The sequence below is a fragment of the Mycobacterium colombiense CECT 3035 genome, from assembly GCF_002105755.1.
In the GTDB taxonomy this organism is placed as follows: Bacteria; Actinomycetota; Actinomycetes; order Mycobacteriales; family Mycobacteriaceae; genus Mycobacterium; species Mycobacterium colombiense.
Genome location: NZ_CP020821.1, coordinates 1112436 through 1131602 on the forward strand (window position 1 = coordinate 1112436; position 19167 = coordinate 1131602).

General features: G+C 68.0%; 19 protein-coding genes. 14 read left to right on the forward strand and 5 right to left on the reverse strand.

The genetic code is table 11. The annotated features are described in order from the left end of the window. Positions 1-5 precede the first annotated feature (5 nt). The 4 genes from B9D87_RS05120 to B9D87_RS05135 all read left to right on the forward strand — a co-directional run bounded on the left by B9D87_RS05120 (position 6) and on the right by B9D87_RS05135 (position 4124). Complete coding sequence (locus B9D87_RS05120; protein WP_040629919.1) at positions 6-1415, forward strand: fatty acid desaturase family protein; 1410 nt, start codon at positions 6-8, stop codon at positions 1413-1415. A 98-nt stretch (positions 1416-1513) separates the two neighbouring features. Next, complete coding sequence (locus B9D87_RS05125; RefSeq protein WP_007771536.1) at positions 1514-2236, forward strand: SDR family NAD(P)-dependent oxidoreductase; 723 nt, start codon at positions 1514-1516, stop codon at positions 2234-2236. Between the two features lie 54 nt (positions 2237-2290). Continuing rightward, positions 2291-3655 (forward strand): molybdopterin-dependent oxidoreductase, encoded by a 1365-nt coding sequence (locus B9D87_RS05130; RefSeq protein ID WP_238553442.1) that lies wholly within the window; start codon positions 2291-2293, stop codon positions 3653-3655. Next, on the forward strand, positions 3648-4124 hold the full coding sequence (locus B9D87_RS05135; protein ID WP_007771534.1) for a hypothetical protein: 477 nt from the start codon (positions 3648-3650) through the stop codon (positions 4122-4124). The genes B9D87_RS05130 and B9D87_RS05135 overlap by 8 nt, the downstream gene beginning before the upstream one ends. Here B9D87_RS05135 and B9D87_RS05140 read toward each other — a convergent pair. Continuing rightward, positions 4097-4978 carry an alpha/beta fold hydrolase gene (locus B9D87_RS05140; protein ID WP_007771533.1) on the reverse strand — a complete coding sequence of 294 codons (882 nt, stop codon included), beginning with the start codon at positions 4976-4978 and terminating at the stop codon, positions 4097-4099. The genes B9D87_RS05135 and B9D87_RS05140 overlap by 28 nt on opposite strands. A gap of 103 nt (positions 4979-5081) precedes the next feature. On the opposite strand from B9D87_RS05140, the gene B9D87_RS05145 reads away from it, so the two are divergent. Then, positions 5082-6044 (forward strand): LysR family transcriptional regulator, encoded by a 963-nt coding sequence (locus tag B9D87_RS05145; RefSeq protein WP_007771532.1) that lies wholly within the window; start codon positions 5082-5084, stop codon positions 6042-6044. Here the strand turns inward: B9D87_RS05145 and B9D87_RS05150 are convergent. Then, on the reverse strand, positions 6021-6356 hold the full coding sequence (locus B9D87_RS05150; RefSeq protein WP_007771531.1) for an SHOCT domain-containing protein: 336 nt from the start codon (positions 6354-6356) through the stop codon (positions 6021-6023). The two genes, B9D87_RS05145 and B9D87_RS05150, sit on opposite strands and share 24 nt — an antisense overlap. A gap of 506 nt (positions 6357-6862) precedes the next feature. On the opposite strand from B9D87_RS05150, the gene B9D87_RS05155 reads away from it, so the two are divergent. The 6 genes from B9D87_RS05155 to B9D87_RS05180 all read left to right on the forward strand — a co-directional run bounded on the left by B9D87_RS05155 (position 6863) and on the right by B9D87_RS05180 (position 13143). Next, complete coding sequence (locus tag B9D87_RS05155; protein WP_040629916.1) at positions 6863-8509, forward strand: class I adenylate-forming enzyme family protein; 1647 nt, start codon at positions 6863-6865, stop codon at positions 8507-8509. Then, positions 8496-9269 carry a class II aldolase/adducin family protein gene (locus B9D87_RS05160; protein ID WP_052002486.1) on the forward strand — a complete coding sequence of 258 codons (774 nt, stop codon included), beginning with the start codon at positions 8496-8498 and terminating at the stop codon, positions 9267-9269. Before B9D87_RS05155 ends, B9D87_RS05160 begins: the two co-directional genes overlap by 14 nt. A 19-nt stretch (positions 9270-9288) precedes the next feature. After that, positions 9289-10557: an amidohydrolase family protein gene (locus B9D87_RS05165; RefSeq protein WP_007771527.1), complete on the forward strand. Its 1269-nt coding sequence runs from the start codon at positions 9289-9291 to the stop codon at positions 10555-10557. A gap of 161 nt (positions 10558-10718) precedes the next feature. Continuing rightward, positions 10719-11714, forward strand: coding sequence for an alpha/beta fold hydrolase (locus B9D87_RS05170; protein ID WP_007771526.1), 996 nt, complete (start codon positions 10719-10721; stop codon positions 11712-11714). A gap of 143 nt (positions 11715-11857) precedes the next feature. Then, complete coding sequence (locus tag B9D87_RS05175) at positions 11858-12325, forward strand: GbsR/MarR family transcriptional regulator (protein WP_007771524.1); 468 nt, start codon at positions 11858-11860, stop codon at positions 12323-12325. Then, the gene (locus B9D87_RS05180; protein WP_007771522.1) at positions 12322-13143 is read left to right on the forward strand and encodes a class I SAM-dependent methyltransferase; all 822 of its coding nucleotides are present in this window, start codon (positions 12322-12324) and stop codon (positions 13141-13143) included. Before B9D87_RS05175 ends, B9D87_RS05180 begins: the two co-directional genes overlap by 4 nt. Before the next feature lie 4 nt (positions 13144-13147). Here the strand turns inward: B9D87_RS05180 and B9D87_RS05185 are convergent, their stop codons facing one another. After that, on the reverse strand, positions 13148-14167 hold the full coding sequence (locus B9D87_RS05185; RefSeq protein ID WP_007771519.1) for an NAD(P)H-dependent flavin oxidoreductase: 1020 nt from the start codon (positions 14165-14167) through the stop codon (positions 13148-13150). A gap of 113 nt (positions 14168-14280) precedes the next feature. Here B9D87_RS05185 and B9D87_RS05190 point away from each other — a divergent pair, with 113 nt between their 5' ends. Continuing rightward, positions 14281-15882 (forward strand): arylsulfatase, encoded by a 1602-nt coding sequence (locus B9D87_RS05190; RefSeq protein WP_007771518.1) that lies wholly within the window; start codon positions 14281-14283, stop codon positions 15880-15882. Here the strand turns inward: B9D87_RS05190 and B9D87_RS05195 are convergent. After that, a complete protein-coding gene (locus tag B9D87_RS05195; RefSeq protein ID WP_040629911.1) occupies positions 15873-16532 on the reverse strand; it encodes a class I SAM-dependent methyltransferase in 660 nt (219 codons plus the stop codon). The genes B9D87_RS05190 and B9D87_RS05195 overlap by 10 nt on opposite strands. Positions 16533-16623: 91 nt before the next feature. Between B9D87_RS05195 and B9D87_RS05200 the strand changes: the two genes are divergently transcribed. Further along, entirely contained in the window at positions 16624-17616 is a 993-nt protein-coding gene (locus B9D87_RS05200; protein WP_007771515.1) for a Gfo/Idh/MocA family protein, read from the forward strand. 116 nt (positions 17617-17732) lie between these two features. Beyond that, positions 17733-18581, forward strand: coding sequence for a sigma-70 family RNA polymerase sigma factor (locus tag B9D87_RS05205; protein WP_007771513.1), 849 nt, complete (start codon positions 17733-17735; stop codon positions 18579-18581). Between the two features lie 121 nt (positions 18582-18702). Here the strand turns inward: B9D87_RS05205 and B9D87_RS05210 are convergent, their stop codons facing one another. Next, the gene (locus B9D87_RS05210) at positions 18703-19077 is read right to left on the reverse strand and encodes a DoxX family protein (protein WP_007771510.1); all 375 of its coding nucleotides are present in this window, start codon (positions 19075-19077) and stop codon (positions 18703-18705) included. Positions 19078-19167: the final 90 nt, after the last annotated feature.

Below are 19167 nucleotides of genomic sequence, written 5' to 3' on the forward strand. Positions count from 1 at the left end.
GGCTTGTGACGACCGCTGTGAAGAAATCCGGGGGAGAAAGCCCATTGGCCCGGCTGAGCGAGCAGGAAATCGAAAAGCTCGCCAAAGAACTGGATGCCATCCATGACGAGGTCTTCGCCGACCTCGGGGAGCGGGACCGCCGCTACATCAAGACCGTCATCTCGGCCCAGCGGCAGATCGTGGTGCTGGGCCGGGTGCTGTTGTTGGCCTCGCGGTCGAAGACGGCGTGGGCGCTGGGCACCGCGTGCCTCGGCATGGCCAAGATCCTGGAGAACATGGAGATCGGCCACAACGTCATGCACGGCCAATGGGATTGGATGAACGATCCCGACATCCATTCCTCGGTGTGGGACTGGGACACCGCGTCCACCGCCGAGGCATGGAAACACTCACACAACTACATTCACCACACGTACACCAACATCCAGGGCAAGGATAAGGACCTCGGCTACGAGCTGCTGCGGATCGACCCCAGTCAGAAGTGGGTCCCGCGGTACCTGTTTCAGCCGATCTCGAACATCCTGCTGATGCTGCTCTTCGAGTGGGGTGTGGCCATTCATGATATGGACATCGACGCGATACGCAAGCGCGAGAAGCCGTGGTCGGAGGTGCGCAAGGACCTCAAGGGCATCAGCGGCAAGGCACGCGCGCAGATCATCAAGGACTACATCGGGTGGCCCATGATCAGCGCTGGCGCATTCGCCTTGGCACAGCTGGCTTTTCGCGGCCGGATCGAACAACCGGCGCAGTCACGCCTGGGCAAGCGGCTGCGCAAGGTGTCGAACAAGGGTCGCGTCGGGGCCCTTGCCGGTTTCCTCGACAAGACCATGCCCGGCGTGGAAAGCACTTATCTGCGAACCTTGGGCGCCGACGCCGTCGCCAACCTCATGCGCAACGTGTGGTCGAACGCCATCATCTTCTGCGGCCACTTTCCCGACCAGGCCTACAGCTTCACTCAGGAAGAGGTCGAGGACGAGACCCGCGGCGGTTGGTACTTGCGCCAGTTGCTCGGCGCCGCGAACATCGAGGGCAGCCCGCTGTTCCACATCATCAGCGGCAATCTGGGCTATCAGGTTGAACACCACCTCTATCCCGACATGCCGAGCAGTCGTTACTCGGAGATCGCGCCCAAGATCAAGGACATCTGCGAACGCTATGAACTGCCTTACAACTCCGGCCCATTCGGGAAGCAGTGGCTGATGGTGCAGCGCACCATCTTGCGGCTCGCCTTCCCGGGCGGCAAGCCGAGGCCGAAACCGGGACCGTACCGCAGCCAGGACTCCCGGGTGGAAGCGCAGCGGCCCAGTGAGGGCGCCCGGTTCCGTGACCGCGTCCCCGCCGAACACCCGGCGGCCGGCCCCGAACACGACTCCGGTGGTGTCGAGGTGCAGCCCCCGCCGCGTGGCAAGGACTGACACCGCCCGGACCCTCATCGGGATTCTTGATCGCCGGCATCGGCGATCCCGATAGCCGCGGAGCACCGCGCCCGCCTCTTGGCGCCTTGAATGGGGTGATGGAACTCGAATCGCAGATCGCGCTGGTCACGGGTGGCACTGCCGGAATCGGCCTCGAATCGGCCCGACTGCTGGCCGGCGAGGGAGCCGAGGTGGTGATCTCGGGACGCGACGTTGAGCGCGGTGCCCGCGCCGTCACCGAAATCGATGGCAAGGTCAGGTTCGTCCGGGCCGATCTGGCCGACATGGGCTCGATCGACGAGCTGGTGAGCGAAGCCGGAGCGGTGGACATACTCGTCAACAACGCCGGCGCCTTTCCGGTCGCGCCCACCGTCGGGCAGGATGTCGCCCGGTTCGAGGCGATGTTCGACACGAACGTGCGGGGCGCCTACTTTTTGGTCGCTCGACTCGTCCCGGGCATGATCGCCCGGCAGCGCGGCAGCATCGTCAACATCACGTCCCTGGCGGCGGACAAAGGGATGCCGGGGGCATCGGTTTACGGCGCGACGAAGGCGGCGCTGGCATCGCTGACCCGCACCTGGGCCGCCGAATTCGGTCCGCACGGTGTCAGGGTGAACAGCGTGTCGCCGGGCCCCACGCGCACTGCGGGTGTCCTGGCGGAGTGGGGAGAGTCCATCGAGGACATCGCCGCTGCTCTCCCGCTGCGCCGCACCGCGCGCCCGGCCGAGATCGCGCAGGCGGTGCTGTTCCTGGTGTCACCGCGGGCCAGCTACGTCACCGGATCGACGCTCTACGTCGACGGCGGCGGGACCGCTGGCTGAACATGCACCGAATCTGAACCATTTTCCCGGACCTGTCGTGGATCATCATCGATGATGCGCCCCGTCCGCAGTCCCGCTAGCGAAGGCACCGAGGCGCCGGAAGCTCCCGGCGGCTACGGATTTCCCGCGCGGCTGTGGCGCCTACTGGACAAGCATCCGCCCCCGGGCGTCCGGCGGGCACAACGGTGGCGCAGCCCGTTGCGCGGGCCTTGGCTGACATCGGTCTTCGGTTCGGTGCTGCTGGTGACGCTGCCGGTCGTCATCGTCACCGGCCTGCTGTCGTACATCGCCTATGGGCCCCGGTTCGGCCAGGCCATTCCCGGCGACGTCGGCTGGCTGAAGCTGCCGACGTTCGATTGGCCCACCCGTCCGTCGTGGCTGTATCGGCTGACCCAAGGGCTGCACGTCGGGCTCGGCCTGATCTTGATCCCGGTGGTGCTGGCCAAGCTGTGGTCGGTGCTGCCCAGGCTGTTCGTGTGGCCGCCCGCCCGGTCCATAGCCCAACTGCTGGAACGGGTTTCGCTGCTGATGCTGGTCGGGGGCGTCCTGTTCGAAATCGTCACCGGCGTGTTGAACATCCAGTACGACTACATCTTCGGGTTCAGCTTCTACACCGCGCACTACTTCGGGGCGTGGGTGTTCATCACCGGGTTCGTGGTGCATATCGCGATCAAGCTCCCGAAAATGTGGGCCGGTCTGCGCTCGATCTCCGTGCGCGAGGTCTTCCACACCGGGCGCGCGGGCACCAGAGCCCAGGCGTGGGAGCCGGACGGACTGGTCGCCCCCGAACCGCGGCCCGCGACCATGAGTCGTCGCGGCGCGCTGGCGCTGGTGGGCGGCGGCGCGCTGTTCATCGCGGTGATCACGGCGGGCCAGACGTTGGGTGGCTTCGCCCGCCCGGCCGCGCTGCTGCTGCCGCGGGGGCGCACCCGCGGGGCCGGACCCAACGATTTCGAGATCAACCGGACCGCGGTGGCGGCCGGGATCTCCGCCGAGAACACCGGCGAACGCTGGCGGCTTCACCTCAGCGGCGGCTCCCGGCCCCAGGCATTGGGCCGCGCCGCGCTGCTGGCCATGCCGCAGCACACCGCGGTGCTGCCGATCGCCTGCGTGGAGGGCTGGTCGACCACACAACGCTGGACCGGCGTGCGGCTGGCGGATCTGGCCCGGCTGGCCGGAGTACCGGCGCCGGAATCGGCGCACGTGACATCGTTGGAGCGCTCGGGCGCGTTCGGCCGGGCCACCCTGCAGGGAAGCCAGGTGCTGCACCCCGACGCGCTGCTGGCCCTGCGTGTCAACGGCACCGACCTGTCACCGGATCACGGCTTCCCGGCGCGCATCATCGTGCCGGCGCTGCCCGGGGTGCACAACACCAAGTGGGTGGAGTCCATCGCGTTTCAGGGCGCCGCGAATGCCTGACTTCCGAGCGGGTTTCGCCAAGGCCTACGGCTCCCACCCATTGCATCTGCTGATCCTGCTCGCCGGGTTCGCGCTCCTGGGTTACGTGGTGGCCACCGTCGATCCGGTCACGCTGTGGAATCCGCGGGTGTGGTGGCAGTCGATCATCGTGTGGTTCGCCGCGGCCATCGTCGTCCACGACCTGGTGCTGTTCCCCGTCTACGCGCTCCTCGACGGGCTGCTGTCACGGGCCGTCGTCCGCCCGGAACCGCCACGCGTGCCGGTGGTCAATCACATCCGGGTGCCCGCGCTGGGAGCGGGTCTGACGCTGTTGGTGTTCCTTCCTGGAATCATTAGGCAGGGTGCGGCCACCTATTCGGCCGCGACGGGCCAGACCCAGGACCCCTACCTTGGGCGCTGGTTGCTGTTGACCGGGGCGATGTTCGGGGTCAGCGCCGTGATCTACGCGGTCCGCGTCGTCAGGCGGTGAACCGCCGCGGCGATTTCGGCGGGATGGTCCTCTTGCAGAAAATGCTTGGCGGGCAACAGGATCGGGTCCGCGACACCCGCCGCGCGCTGCGCCTGGATGCCGTACCGCCGCCAGGGGAGCATCGCGTCGCGAGAACCCCAGATGACCTGCACGGGATAGCGTGCCGGGCGCACCGCGTCGAGGTAGCGCTGCTGCTTGGCGGCGGTCAGTTCGAAGCCGCGCATGATTTTCAGGAACGCCCTCCCGCCATCGTCGCCGAACAGCAGCGGCGGCCAGCAGGCCAGTTCGGCGGCCGGGATCTGCCGACTCACCCCGACCAGGCGCATGATCGCCGCGAAGGCGCCGGGCACGCGCATCGAGGCCAACCAGGCTTCGCCGAGGCCGCGATGCGCGAACGGTTCCATGGGCCATGGCCGGTGGAACGACTGCACTTCGACGATGGTGTTCAGCAGCGTCAACGACAACATCCGCTCGGGCACGGCGTGAGCCACCTCGAATCCGACGGGCCCGCCGATGTCATGCACCACGAGGTGGAACCGGTCGAGCCGCAACGCGTCGATCGCGCTGAGCAGCCATTGGCCGAGCCCGGTCCAGGAGTAGTCGGCGTCGTCGGGCCGGTCGGCGAACCCGAGCCCCGGCAGATCGACCGCGATGCCGCGTAACCCCCGCGCGCCCAGTTCCGGCACGACCTTGCGATACAGGTAGGCCGAGGCGGGGACGCCGTGCACGCAGACGACCGGTGGCGCGTCGAGCGGGCCCGCCTCGAGCACGAACGATGCGATGCCGCCGGCTTTGAAGGTGCGCCCCGAGGACCGATGAGCCGCGAGCAACCGGGTGACGTGCGCGGCGCTCATGTGGCCGGCTCCGTGTCAGGCATCCATCCATACAACCCGATGGCCGGGCACCGACGTCGCTATCGCCCATTTCGATTCGCGATGGCCGCCATCGGCCGGCGTAATGGAACAGCCGCGGGCCGTCGTCGTGTTGGTGTACGGCATGGAGATCTGGGATCTGCGGGCGTTCATCGGTGTGGTGGAGGAAGGGGGCCTCTCCGCGGCAGCGCGCCGTCTGCACATCAGCCAGCCATCGCTGTCACAGACCATCCAGGCCCTCGAGAAGGAGCTCGACGTGCGGCTGTTGACCCGCAGCAGCTCCGGCGTCGCGCCCACACCGGCGGGAATGACACTGCTGGGCGAGGCGCGGGCGGTGATCGCGCGCTACGACCATGCGATCACCGCAATGGCGAAGCATTCGGCGCAGGAGGGCCGGTCGCTGAGGATAGGCGTTCCCCTCGAGCTGCCCGCGCAGCCGCTCTCGGGGGCGCTCGCGTCGCTGGCGACGGCGTTCCCGCTGACGGTGGTGCAGGTGCGTCATCTGTCGACCGCGGCGCAGATCGAAGCGCTGACGGGCGGGGAGTTGGACGTGGGACTGGTGCGGGAACGCCCGATCGCCAAGCATCTCGACGTCTCGATCGTCACCGAGGAGCCACTCGGCGTGCTGCTCGCCGCCGAGCACGCCGACGCGATGGATACGACCGACGGGCAGGTGCGCCTGGACCGATTGTCCGGTCTGCAGTGGCTCGGGTTTCCCCGCGCGGGCAGCCCGGCCTGGTATGACGAGCTGACGGCGGTGCTACGCAGCCATGGCATTGACCCGGGGCCCGCGGCGTCGTACGACCAGGACCTGTTGCCGGAGGTGAAGCTGGCGGCGGTGAGTGCTGGGGGGAAATTCGCGCTGGCCCCCGCGGGACGGCTGGAACCCCTTCCGGATTCGGTGCGCTGGCTGGCCCTCGCCGGACGCCCGCTGGTGCGCCGGACCTGGGTGGCGTGGCCCGGCGCGTCGCGGCGGCGCGATCTCGCGCACCTCGTCGCGGCTCTGGAAGACACACTCGCTGCGCTAGCCGCCGGCGATGATGTGTAGGCGCCGGTCCCGGTATTCGCGGTCCGAGATGACGCCCCGCGCATACAGGATGTCCAGTTGCCGCAGTCGCTCCGACGACGCGGCCGGGTGCTCGGGAGATTCCCTGCGCCGCAAGGTGTCCGGTCCCGCACGCCACCCGTCGCCCAACTCGAGGAGCCGCAGCGCGAACAGCACGCCGGCGCCGGTCACCGGCAGGCCCAGATAGAGCATCCAGCCCAGCGGCACGCCGGCCCGGCTTAGCGCGAAATAACGCGTCACCAGAAACAAGGAGACCGCCACGCCGGCCGCCAGCACGAGGACCTTGCTCTTCATTCGCGGAAATCCTCTGTCTCGGGGGCTTGAGGCAACTGCAAACCCGCTGCGTCGCTACCGATCCCAACTCGTGGCGACGTAATCCTGCGGCCGGCGCCTTGAAGGATCCTTGGAGTGTCCTCGCAGTTGCCCCGCGTGACCTGCGTGTCTATCGATCAGCCACTACTGTGGTGCCTCATGGGGACGCCGAAGGCCAGGGCACGCGCCGCGCTGTTCGGGTGCGTGACCGCCGTCGTCCTGGCCGCCGGTCCCTCGTTCGGCGGCGCAACGGCCGCCGCCACGCCGTCGGTCGTGACGCCCCGCCGCCGGTTCCGGGTGGTGCGGTGCCGGTGCAACCGGTCGGGGGAGGCGGGTGCATCATCGGCCTCAATTGCGGGTGCATTCGCAATGTCACCTGCCCGTCACCGCGCCCGCGCCACCCGGGCGTCAACAACAACCAGCACGCCGCGCCCGCCCCACCGAATCCCTAGCGCCGAAACCGCGGGCGGCTTTCCTATCATTTGGTGATGGGTGCCGCTGGGTTGGAGACCGTGGGTTCGCCGGCGTTCGCCGACGAGGACCCGGCCCGCTTTCGTGCCGCCGGCTGGTGGTGCGATACGACGCTGTCGGATGCGGTGCGCCGCAACGCCGAACGCACACCGGACCGCATCGCATATCGCGACCACGGCGGGTCCGCCCTGACTTGGTCTGAATTCGACTGTGCAGCAAATTGTTTGGCTGAGTCGTTGGCCGGGGCCGGTGTCGCCCGTGGTGACCGGGTGGCGGTGTGGCACGGCGACTGCGCCGCCATTCACGTGCTGTTCGTCGCGATCGAACGCTGCGGTGCGGTAGTCGTCGGCATCGGCGCGCGCGCCGGCGCGCGCGAGGCGTCGGCGATCCTGTGCACCGCCCAGCCGAAGCTCGTGATCAGTGACCCGCCCCGCGCCGGGATCGCCGCGGACGTGGCGGACGAACTGCGGGCGGCCAGTCTGGTGTTGAGCCACGACGACGGGAAACTCGGGCTCGACGTCGACGTCGACGTCGACGTCGACGTCGACGCCGAGCCCAGGGCGCCGGCGGCCGGCTGCGAACTCGGCCCCGACGATGTCTTCCTGATCAACTCGACGTCCGGCACCACCGGGCTGCCCAAGTGTGTCGTGCACACCCAGAACCGTTGGCACTACTTCCATCAGAAGGCGGTCGCCAACGGCCTGCTGACCAGCGACGAGGTATTCCTGCCGGTCATTCCCACCCCGTTCGGGTTCGGGCTGTGGACCAGCCACACCACGCCGATCTTCCTCGGCGCCACCGCGGTGATCCTGAACCGGTTCACCACGACGGCCACCTGCGAGGCGATAGAACGGCACAAGGCCACCGTATTATGTTGCGTCAGCACACAATTGACCATGCTGATGGCGGACCCCGCGAGCCGCCGCCACGACCTCAGTTCGCTGCGCGTGGTGTACACCGGCGGGGAGGCCCTACCGTATCGGCCCGCCGCCGAGTTCGAGGAACTCACGGGCGCCAAAATCCTGCAGTTCTACGGGTCCAACGAGACCGGGATGCTCAGCGCGACCACCGTTGACGACCCGCGCGAGCGCCGGCTGCGCACCGGCGGTCGCGTCATCCCCGAAATGGAGGTCCGGCTGTTCGACGGGGACCGCGACGTCACCGCGACGGGGCGCGGCCAGCCCGCGTGCCGGGGACCGGCGACCAGCCTCGGTTACCTCGGAGGCACCGACCACGACAAGCTGTTCACCCGCGACGGGTGGATGCGCATGGGCGACATCTGTGAAATCGACGCCGACGGCTACCTGCGCGTCACCGGGCGCACGTCCGATTTCATCGTGCGTGGCGGCAAGAACATCAGCGCCGGCCAGGTCGAAGACGCCGTCATGACCCATCCCGCCATCGCGATCGCGGCGGCCGTCGCGATGCCCGACCCGGTGTTCGGCGAAAAGGTCTGCCTTTACGCCGAACTCACCGACGGCTCCGCCGTCGACCTGCCCGGACTCGTCGAACACCTGCTGGCGCTGGGGGTTTCCAAGGAGCTGCTGCCCGAACGGCTCATCGTGGTCGACGAGTTGCCCCGCTCATCGGGCGGAAAGATAGCCAAAGCCCGGCTGCGCGAGGATATTGGAGCCAGAATAGAGGCCGGTCATGAACGCTCCTGATGCACGCCGCGGCGGGTTGGAAGTCTGGGCGCCGTCGGTGGTTCCCCCCATCGGGGTCGAGCTTTCCCACAAGCAGGCGCTGGCCATCGCCTTCCGTCACCTGGCCGGCATCGGCTTCGCCGAGAACATGGCCGGGCACATCACCTGGCAGCTCGACGGCCAGACCGACATGCTCGTCAACCCGTGGGGGCTGTGGTGGCAGGAGATCACCGCGTCCGATATCTGCGTGGTGGACGGTGACGCGCGCGTGGTCAGCGGCCGCTGGGACGTCACCCCGGCCATCCACATCCACACCGAACTGCACCGGGTGCGCGACGACGCCCGAGTGGTCATCCATAACCACCCCTACTACGCCTGCGTGCTCGCCGCGTTGGGCAGGCTGCCCGAGCTGGTGCACCAGACCGGTTCGCTGTTCCTCGACGACCTGTGCCTGGTCGACACCTACGACGGTGAGATCGACAGCCCCGCGCGCGCCGCGGAACTCGCCGCCCGGATCGGCGGCGCCAACCTGACCATCCTGGCCAACCACGGCGTCATCGTGACCGGCCGCAACCTGCCCGAAGCCGTCTACCGCGCGGCATCCATCGAACGCGTCTGCAAGCTGGCCTACGACGTCCTGCTCACCGGCCGGGACCCGGTGCCCATGAACTGGTCGGACATGGCCGGCATGCAACGGTCGCTGATCGAACGGGCGGCCGACGTGTACTGGGCCGGGGCGGCGCGCATGACGATCAAGGCCGATCCGGACGTGCTGGCTTGAGCCACAAGGAGATTGACGAATGAAATCGATCGACGAGCTGGCCTCCGACCTCAGCTTCACCACGGCGAAGACCGGTGCCCAGCGTTCGGTCACCTTCCTGCCGGATCCGCCGCGGGCACCGCGGCGTTACACGGTGATCTCGGTGGACGATCACATCGTCGAACCCCCGGACACCTTCACCGGGCGCCTGCCCCGCAAGTACGCCGACCGGGCGCCGAGGATCGTCGAGACCGACGACGGGGGACAGACCTGGGTCTACGACGGCAAGGAACTGCCCAATGTCGGATTCAACGCGGTGGTCGGACGGCCGGTGTCGGAGTACGGCTTCGAGCCCGTCCGGTTCGACGAAATGCGCAGGGGCGCATGGGACATCCATGCCCGGGTCAAGGACATGGATCTCAACGGCATCTACGCCTCGCTGAACTTCCCGTCGTTCCTGCCGGGCTTCGCCGGGCAGCGGCTGCAGCAGGTGACCAGCGACCGCGACCTGGCGCTGGCCGCGGTGCGGGCGTGGAACGACTGGCATTTCGACGTGTGGGCGGGGTCGTACCCCGACCGGATCATTCCGTGCCAGTTGCCATGGCTGCTCGATCCCGAACTCGGCGCCGCGATGATCCGCGAGAACGCCGAGCGCGGTTTTCACGCGGTGACGTTCAGCGAGAACCCGGCGATGCTCGGATTGCCCAGCATCCACACCGGGCACTGGGACCCGCTGATGGCGGCCTGCGCCGAGACCGGCACCGTGGTGAACCTGCACATCGGATCGTCGGGGTCGTCGCCGTCCACCACCGCGGACGCGCCACCGGACGTGCAGGGTGTGCTGTTCTTCGCCTACGCCATTTCCGCTGCGGTCGACTGGCTGTACTCCGGGCTGCCCAGCCGATTCCCCGACCTCAAGATCTGCCTGTCCGAAGGCGGAATCGGTTGGGTGGCCGGCCTGCTCGATCGCCTCGACCACATGCTCAGCTATCACGCGATGTACGGCACCTGGCAGGCGCTCGGTGAGCCCTTGACCCCGGCGGAGGTGCTGACCCGCAACTTCTGGTTCTGCGCGGTCGAGGACAAATCCTCCTTCGTCCAGCGCGACCGGATCGGCGTCGACAACATCATGCTGGAAGCCGACTACCCGCACTGCGACTCGACGTGGCCGCACACCCAACAAACGATTCACGAGCAGATCGGCGACCTTCCGGCCGACGTCATCCGAAAATTAAGCTGGGAGAACGCGTCCCGGCTATACCGGCACCCCGTGCCGGCGGCGGTGCAAGAGGACCCCGAGGCGTTCTGACCGGGCTCGCACGCCGCCCGAGCACAACGCGCAAAACTGCGAAAATCGCTCGTTGCGTGGCTTTCGCGCACAAGCGAGTCATGGCCCGCGCCGGTCCGTAACTTCGATCGCAACGAGATGCCGGGACCCCCCTCGGCATCGCCACCGGTCAGGAGTTCGCCGTGTTCATTGAGCCAGAACTGATTACGGGATCGAACGCGTACCGCTCGACCAACGTGACGCCGCCGCTGCGGCTGGAGGCCAAGCGCGACGGCTATGTCGAGCGGACGGTCACCACGAGCGACGGTGTGCGGCTTGCGGTTCGCGACTACGGGTCGGCCGTCGCCCGCGAGCACACGATCGTCCTGCTGCACGGCCTTTGCCTGACCCAGGCGAGTTGGGCCCTGCAGGTTCGCCACCTGCGGCGCCGCTGGGGCAGCAGCGTGCGGATCATCACCTACGACCACCGTGGCCACGGTGAGTCGACGGGCGCCGACATGCGCACCTACCGCATCGACCGGCTGGCCGACGACCTCGCCGAGGTGCTCTCCGCACTGCGCGTCACCGGGCCGCTCACGCTGGCCGGTCACTCCATGGGGGGCATGACCGCGCTGGCCTACCTCGGCCGCCCCGCCGCCGACCGCCCGGTGGACCCGCAGGGTTTGGTCCTGGTCGCCACCGCGGCCGGCCGGCTGGCCGAGCGCGGCCTCGGCCGGCTGCTGAACACGCGCGCCACCGAGATGCTGTTCGAACTCGTCCACCACATTCCCCGCCGCGCCATGGACCGGGCGGTCAGTGGTCTGGTACGCCCGCTGTGCGGCGGCCTGATCAAATTTTCCGGCCCCGATTGGCGGGGCGCGGCCGCACTGACGGTGTCGGCCATTCGCACCACGCCGTTGACCACGGCTGCCGGCTTCCTGCCCAGCTTGAAGCGATACGACGAATACCACGCGCTCGCCACCATCGCCGCCAACACCGTGGTGGTCAGCGGCGGCGCCGACCGGACCACCCCCACCGCGCACGCGCGTGACATGGCGGCGGCCATCCCGGGCGCCACCCACCTGCACCAGCCCGACGCCGGGCACATGCTGCTCGAAGAGCGGCCGCGGTGCGTCAGCGACGCGATCGACCGCGTTGTGGGGCGGCGCGCCCCGGCCTCGCAGGGCGCCGCGAGCTGATGCGCGAAGCGCCGAACCGGTACCGCGCCAAGGGAATTGGAGACGGCATCGGTACAACGTCGCATCCGGTGCCGGACGCAGTTCCGCGGGCCGTGCCATTGGTGTAAATTACGTTTAGTACGTACTGAACGAACTGGAGGCTTATGTTTCCGGAAGAGGCCGAGTTCGTCGACCGCCTCGGGCTGTTCTTCGAGCTGCTGGGTGCGACCCGCACCATGGGGCGGGTCTATGGCTGGCTGCTGATCTGCGAACCGCCGCAGCAGTCGTTGACCGAGCTGGCCGAGGTGTTATCGGTGAGCAAGGCGTCGATCAGCACCGTCGCCCGTCAACTGCTGGACGGCGGCATGGTCGAGCGGCTGCCCAGCTCGAACCGTCAGCACCTCTACCGCGTCAGGCCGGGCGGGTTCACCAGCGTCCTGGAAACGCAGTTGTCACTGATGCGGCTGGGCATCGAACCGGCGGAGTTCGCGCTGTCGGTGCTGGGTGAGGACCGCGCCGAACAGCGTCGGCGCGTCGAGGACTTCCGCGACTTCTGTGAATTCTGCACCCAGGCCTACGGCGATCAGCTCATGCAGATGTGGAACGAGTACCGGAAAAGGAAGAAGCCATGACCACGACGGACAAAGTCGACTTCAGCTCCGTCCCTTGGGGTTCGGTGGAGTGGACCAACCTCGTCACGCTGTACCTGCGGGCGCACGAGAGCCGCACGGCGCGGCCGATTCTGGGGGATCGGGCGGCCGCGGAAGCGGTGGACAGGATCGCGTATGACTTCAAGAGGATCCACCGGATGTCGTGGCCGGGGACCAATCAATACCTGGTCGCGCTGCGGGCCAGGCAGCTCGACGACTGGTGCGCGGATTTCCTTGCCCGGCACCCGGATGCCGTTGTGCTGCACTTGGGTTGCGGCCTGGACGGGCGGGCGTTCCGGTTGGATGTCCCGCCGGCGGTGTCGTGGTTCGACGTCGATCAGCCGGGCGTGATCGGGCTGCGCCGCCGGCTCTACGACGACAGCGACCGGTACCGGATGATCGGCTCGTCGGTGACCGAACTGCAGTGGTTGGATCAGGTCCCGACCGGACGCCCGACCCTGATGATTGCCGAGGGCCTGCTGATGTACCTGCACGAGCACGAGGTTCGCCGGTTGCTGCAGCGCCTGACCGACCAATTCACTTGCGGCGAAATGCATTTCGACACGCTGTCCGCGCTGGCCCCGCTACTGTCCAAGCTCTTCACCAGGGGAATCATCAAGTGGGGCATCCGGGACGTCCGCGAGATCGCGACCTGGAATCCCCGGTTGCGGTTCCTCGAGCAGACGCCCGTGTTGGCCGGCTACAACCGGATCCCCTCGGCCGCGGTGCGGCTGATCTACCGGTTGACCTGGCTGACGGCCGGTCGCCACTACGACGTGCTGAACCGATTCGAGTACTGACCGATCACAGGCCGGACGCCAGCCGGCGCAGAATGTCGGCGGCGGACTCCGCGGTCGCGTGCCGGTATCCGGTGCCCGCCCAGAGGTGGACGTAGTCCGGCTTGCCCGCCGCCGCGGCGGCCTTGCGCAGCGGGCTGGTCAGGTAGTGGATGGCGGGATAGCCCGCCGGAGCCTCGGCTTCATGGGCGTCGATGAACGCGTTGCGCAGGCCCCGGGCCGGGCGGCCGGTGAAGGCGCGGGTCAACACCGTCTCGGTGTAGGCGGGATCGACCAGGGCCGCCTGATGAGTGGCGGAGGCGCCGCTCTCCGTGGCGCGCAACAGTACGGTGCCCACCGCCGCCGCGGTCGCGCCCGCGCGGATCACCTCGGCCACCGCGCCGGGGGTGGCCAGCCCGCCGGTGGCCATCACCGGCAGCGGCACCTTCGCGACGACCTCCTTGACCAGCTCGACGATCGGGACCGGCGTCAACGGCCGGTGTGGCGAGAGGGTGCCGGAATGGCCGCCAGCGTCGGCCGCCTGCACGGCGAGCATGTCGACGCCGGCGTCGTGCGCCCGCGCCGCCTCGTCGGCCGTGGTGACCGTCTGCACCACAACGCTGTTGGCGCGGCGCAGCGCGGCGATCACGTCCCGCGACGGAATGCCGAACGTGAACGACACCATCGGCACCGGGTCGTCGAGCAACAGCGCGATCTTCTCGTCGAACCTGTCGTTGTCCTCGATGGGTTCGGGAGGCAGCGTCAGCCCGAACTGGTCTGCCTCGGCCTGGACGATCGCCGCGTAGGCGCGGTAGCGCTGCGGGTCGACCGGCACCGGATTCGGCGCGAAGACGTTGACCCCGAATGGGATTGACTCGGCACGAACGGCTTTGATCTCGGCCTCGGTGGCCTCGACGGTCTTGTATCCGGCCGCGAGCAGGCCCAGCGCGCCCGCGCGGGTGGCGGCCGACACCATGGCCGGGGTGGTCGGGCCGCCCGACATCGGGGCCGCCACCAGCGGAACGGACATTCCAAACTGCGCCAACATCTCCAGGCCCCTTCCCTGTGCTCCGCGGTAAACCCTGCCTGCCTCGACCCTATCGGCGCCCGGCCGGTGCGGCAGCATCCGCGGCGGGAGCCGACCTGGCAGGATGCTTGACTGTGACGCGCCCCAACTTCCTTGTGATCGTTGCAGACGACCTCGGCTTCTCCGACATCGGCGCGTTCGGCGGCGAGATCGAGACGCCCAACCTCGATCGGCTGGCCCATGCGGGGATCCGGCTCACCGATTTCCACTCGGCACCGGCCTGCTCACCAACCAGGGCGATGTTGTTGACCGGGACCGACCACCACATCGCCGGAATCGGCACCATGCTCGAGGTCGCGTCCCCGGAATTCCGCGGCGCGCCCGGGTACGAGGGCTATCTGAACGACCGGGTGGTCGCGCTGCCCGAACTGTTGCGCGACGCGGGGTACCTGACGCTGATGTCGGGCAAGTGGCACCTGGGCGCCACGATCGAGACGTCGCCGTGGGCGCGCGGTTTCGAGCGCTCGTTCGCCCTGCTGCCGGCCGGCGCCAGTCACTACGGCGGCTCGGGGGCACGCGGATTCTCGCCCGTGCCAACGCTGTACACCGAGGATGACCAGTTTGTCAGCGTCGGCGACGACTTCTATTCGTCGGACTCCTATACCGACACCCTGCTGCGGTATCTGGATGAGCGCGCGCCCGGGGACGACCGGCCCTTCTTCGCCTATCTGCCTTTCCAGGCGCCGCACTGGCCCCTGCAGGCGCCCGACGAATCCGTCGCGAAATATCGGGGTCGCTACGATGCCGGGCCGGACGCGCTGCGCGAGGAGCGGTTGGCCGCGCTCAAGCGGCTCGGACTGTGTCCGCCGGATGTGGTCGCACACCCGGTGGTGGCCGACGGCGCACCGGAGTGGGCCGACATGACCGGCGAGCAGCGCGCGCGCTCGGCCCGCAGCATGGAGGTCTATGCCGGGATGGTCGACCGCATGGACTACAACGTCGGCCGGGTCATCGACTACCTCTCGGCCAGCGGCGAACTCGACAACACCGTCATCATCTTCATGTCCGACAACGGCGCCGAGGGCGCGATCGTGGAGGCGATGCCGCTGCGCGGTCCGCAGATCGTCGCGCAGATCGAAAAGCATTGCGACAACAGCCTGGACAATCTCGGCCGGCCCACGTCGTTCATCTGGTATGGCCCCCGCTGGGCGCAGGCCGCCACCGCGCCGTCGCGCCTGCACAAGGCGTTCACCACCCAGGGTGGGATCCGGGTGACCGGCTTCGTCACCTGGCCCGGCTTCGCCCGGCAACAACAGATCGGCACCGCGTTCAGCACCGTGATGGACATCGCGCCGACCGTGCTGGAGCTGGCCGGGGCCACGCACCCGGGCACGTCGTACCGCGGCCGCGAGGTGGCCCCGATGCGCGGCCGCTCACTGGTGGACTACCTCACCGGGAACGCGGAGAGCGTGCACGACGCGGGCACCGGCACAGGCTGGGAGCTGTTCGGCCGTCGCGCCATCCGGCAGGGCGACTGGAAGGCGCTGTACCTCCCGGCACCGTACGGGCCGGGCCGCTGGCAACTCTACGACCTGTCTTCCGACCTCGGCGAGATCGACGACCTGGCCGAGGCGCGGCCCGACAAGCTGGCCGAGCTGCTGGCGCTGTGGGATCGCTACGTCGAGGAAACCGGCGTGATCCTGGATCCCATCTCGGTGTACGACGTTCAATTGTGACGGGCCTCGAATAGCTCCACTGAACCGCTGTGCCGCGCAACCGAGACTTCGAGTCCCGCATCCGTGAGCCAGCGCTGCACGTCACCGGCCCGGGGCGTATCCCCGAAAAAGCCAGCCGCCTGCAGCGCCGTCACAAAACGATCCTGGCGCCGGCCGCGACCACGTACACACGTGCTGCCGCGAAGAATCCCACCCGGCTTGAGCACGCGGGCAAGCTCGAAAACCGCCGCTCGCGGGTCGGGAAGACAATGCAGGCCGTTGAAGGTCAATGCCAGGTCAAAGGTGTTGTCCTGGAAGGGCAAGGCTGTGATATCGGCATCGGCGAACTCCATCAGGTCGGCCACCCCCAACTGAGTCGCCCGACTGCGCGCCCGCCTCAGCATGTCCGGGGAAATGTCAGCGGCCACGTAGCGGCAATCCTGCCCAGGGCGCAAGCCGCGAAAGGCAAATCCACCACCGCACGGGATGTCAAGCACGTGGGCGCCGGCGCGAGCTTCACCGACACGCTGAACATCTTCTAGGAGTTCGTGTAACGTCAAGCCCCACAACGCTTTTGCGCCTACCGCAGCGACGCTGTCATGCATTGCGGCCATGTTGTACAACGCCGATGCCACCCGAGCGGCACGCCAGCGGTCCGTTACCTGCCCCATGCACTGACTCTAGCTGGAAACCAAGGTGTGGCGACCTCGGCTGGACAGGCGGGCGATAAGCTCAGCGGCGTGTACGGACCGCAGGGCCGCGATGGCTGATTCCGCGATACGCATCGGCATCCTGGGGGCGGCCAGCATCGCGCCGGTGGCGTTGATCGATCCCGCCAAGGAGAACGCGGAGGTGATCGTCACCGCCGTGGCGGCCCGCGACGTGCCGCGTGCGCGGGCGTTCGCCGCACGACATGACATCCCCACGGTGCACGGGGATTACGGGGCGTTGATCGCCGATCCCGACATCGACGCCATCTACAACCCACTGCCGAACGGCCTACACGGGCGTTGGACCCGGGCCGCACTCGCCGCGGGCAAACACGTGCTGTGTGAAAAGCCGTTCACCGCCAACGCGGCCGAGGCCCGCGAAATCGCCGAGCTGGCAGCGGATTCAGACCGCGTGGTGATGGAGGCCTTCCACTACCGCTACCACCCGTTGACGCTGCGCGCCGAGGAGATCATCGCCTCCGGCGAGCTGGGCACGCTGCGGCATGTGCAGGCCGCGCTCTGTTTCCCGCTGCCGAAGTTCTCCGACATCCGCTACGACTACGCGCTTGCCGGCGGGGCGACGATGGACGCGGGCTGCTACGCGGTGCACATGGCCCGCACGTTCGGCGGGCCCTCCCCGGAAGTCGTCTCGGCGCAGGCCAAACTGCGCGACCCACGGGTCGACCGGGCCATGACCGCCGACCTGCGGTTCCCGGCCGGCCACACCGGGCGGGTGCGCTGCTCGATGTGGTCGCCGCGGCTGCTGCAGATCAGCGCCCGGGTGATCGGCGAACACGGTGAGCTGCGCATCCTGAATCCCGTGCTGCCACAGACTTTCCATCGGCTGTCGGTGCGATCGCGGCGGGGCGAACGGGCGGAACGTTTCGGGCGCCGGGCTTCCTATGCGTATCAACTGGACGCGTTCGCCGCGGCGGTGCTGCGCGGCGAACCGGTGAAGACCACCCCGCAGGACGCGATCGACAACATGACCGTCATCGATGCGATTTATCGCGCCGCAGGTCTCCCGCTGCGTTACCCGAGCTGAACGTCTGCCACAGGCGTCGCCATCACCGTCCGCAGCCCGGTATTGCGGCGTCGTTGTCACATTCTGGGCGTGCAGGGGTTCACCACTATGAACCGTGCAGCGGGAAGGCGTTCGCGATGAATGAGAACGAATGGTTGGCGGGGCAGTTCGAGGAGCACCGCCCCCGGCTTCGCGCGCTGGCGTATCGGATGTTGGGGTCGCATGCCGAGGCCGACGACGCCGTGCAGGACACGTGGCTGCGTCTGAGTCGCGCCGACGACGATCAGATCGATAACCTCGGCGGCTGGTTGACCACCGTGGTGACCCGGGAATGTCTGCACCTGCTGCGCTCCCGCCGAAGCCGCCGGGAGGATCTGATTGGCACTCAGCTGTCGGATCCGATCATCACCGCCGACGAGGGCCTGGACCCCGAGCAGGAAGCGTTAATCGGGGAATCGGTTGGCCTTGCCCTGCTGCTGGTGCTTGACCGGCTGCCTCCCGCCGAACGGGTAGCCTTCGTGCTTCACGATGCGTTCCAGTTGCCGTTCGACGAGATTGCCCGCCTGACCGAACGACAGCCCGCCGCCGCCCGCCAGCTTGCCAGCCGGGCGCGGCGTCGGGTGCGCGACGCCGGTCTGGCCGCAGCGGCGACTGACGTGGCCAGTCACCGCAAGGTTGTCGATGCCTTCTTCGCCGCGGCGCGGGCCGGTGACTTCGACGCACTCGTCAAACTGCTCGATCCAGACATCGTGCTGCGCGCCGACTTCGGTCCCGCCCTGCCACAGGCCGAGTACCGCGGAGCCGCCCAGGTGTCCCGATTTGCCCTTGCCCCCCGCGGTGCCGCACTGCACCCGGTGTTGGTTAATGGTCGAGTCGGGAGATTGGTCACCATCGATGGCCGGCCGGTCGCGATGCTGGTGTTCACGATCGCCGACGACCGCGTCATCGAGATCGACGCTGTCCGCTGGGGCGAGAGCCGCGGTTGACCACATTCGCCGTTCGGCCCGCGGCAGATGAGTGCTTGCCGGTGTCCGCCGTCGAGGATGGCTAGTCGCATTGGGTCTCCTTGGTGCGGCATTTTTCAGCTGCCCGGAGGTCTCGGACCACTCATGAGCGCAGCGTCAAGTGCGGCCAGCGCGCGAGCATGCCGACCACCAATGTGGCAACCGCCGGCGCAACATAAGTCAATGGAACGGGGATGTGTGCGTACCACCGCCGTGATATTGAAATAACCACTGCTCCAGAGAAATACACGATCAGACAAATTGCGGCTAGCACACCGACAGTCGGGACGGCGAGGCCCGCGACCAGGCCGGCGGCACCGGCTGCCTTGGCGGTCGCCAGCCACGGCCACCATGACGGCGGCACCCGCAAGCGCTCGATCGGCTCCATGACAAACTTGCGGCGCGAGGACAGTGCGTAAGAGGAGAAGGCGACCAGCGCGGCGGTCACGATTGTCAGTGTGAAGTACGCAGTGGCCATGGTGCGGCCTCCTTTGCATCTTTTGCGGTTTCACCAGATATGAACCGCCACCACGTGAAAGTGTGACGGCTAATCGAAAAAGGGTGCTGC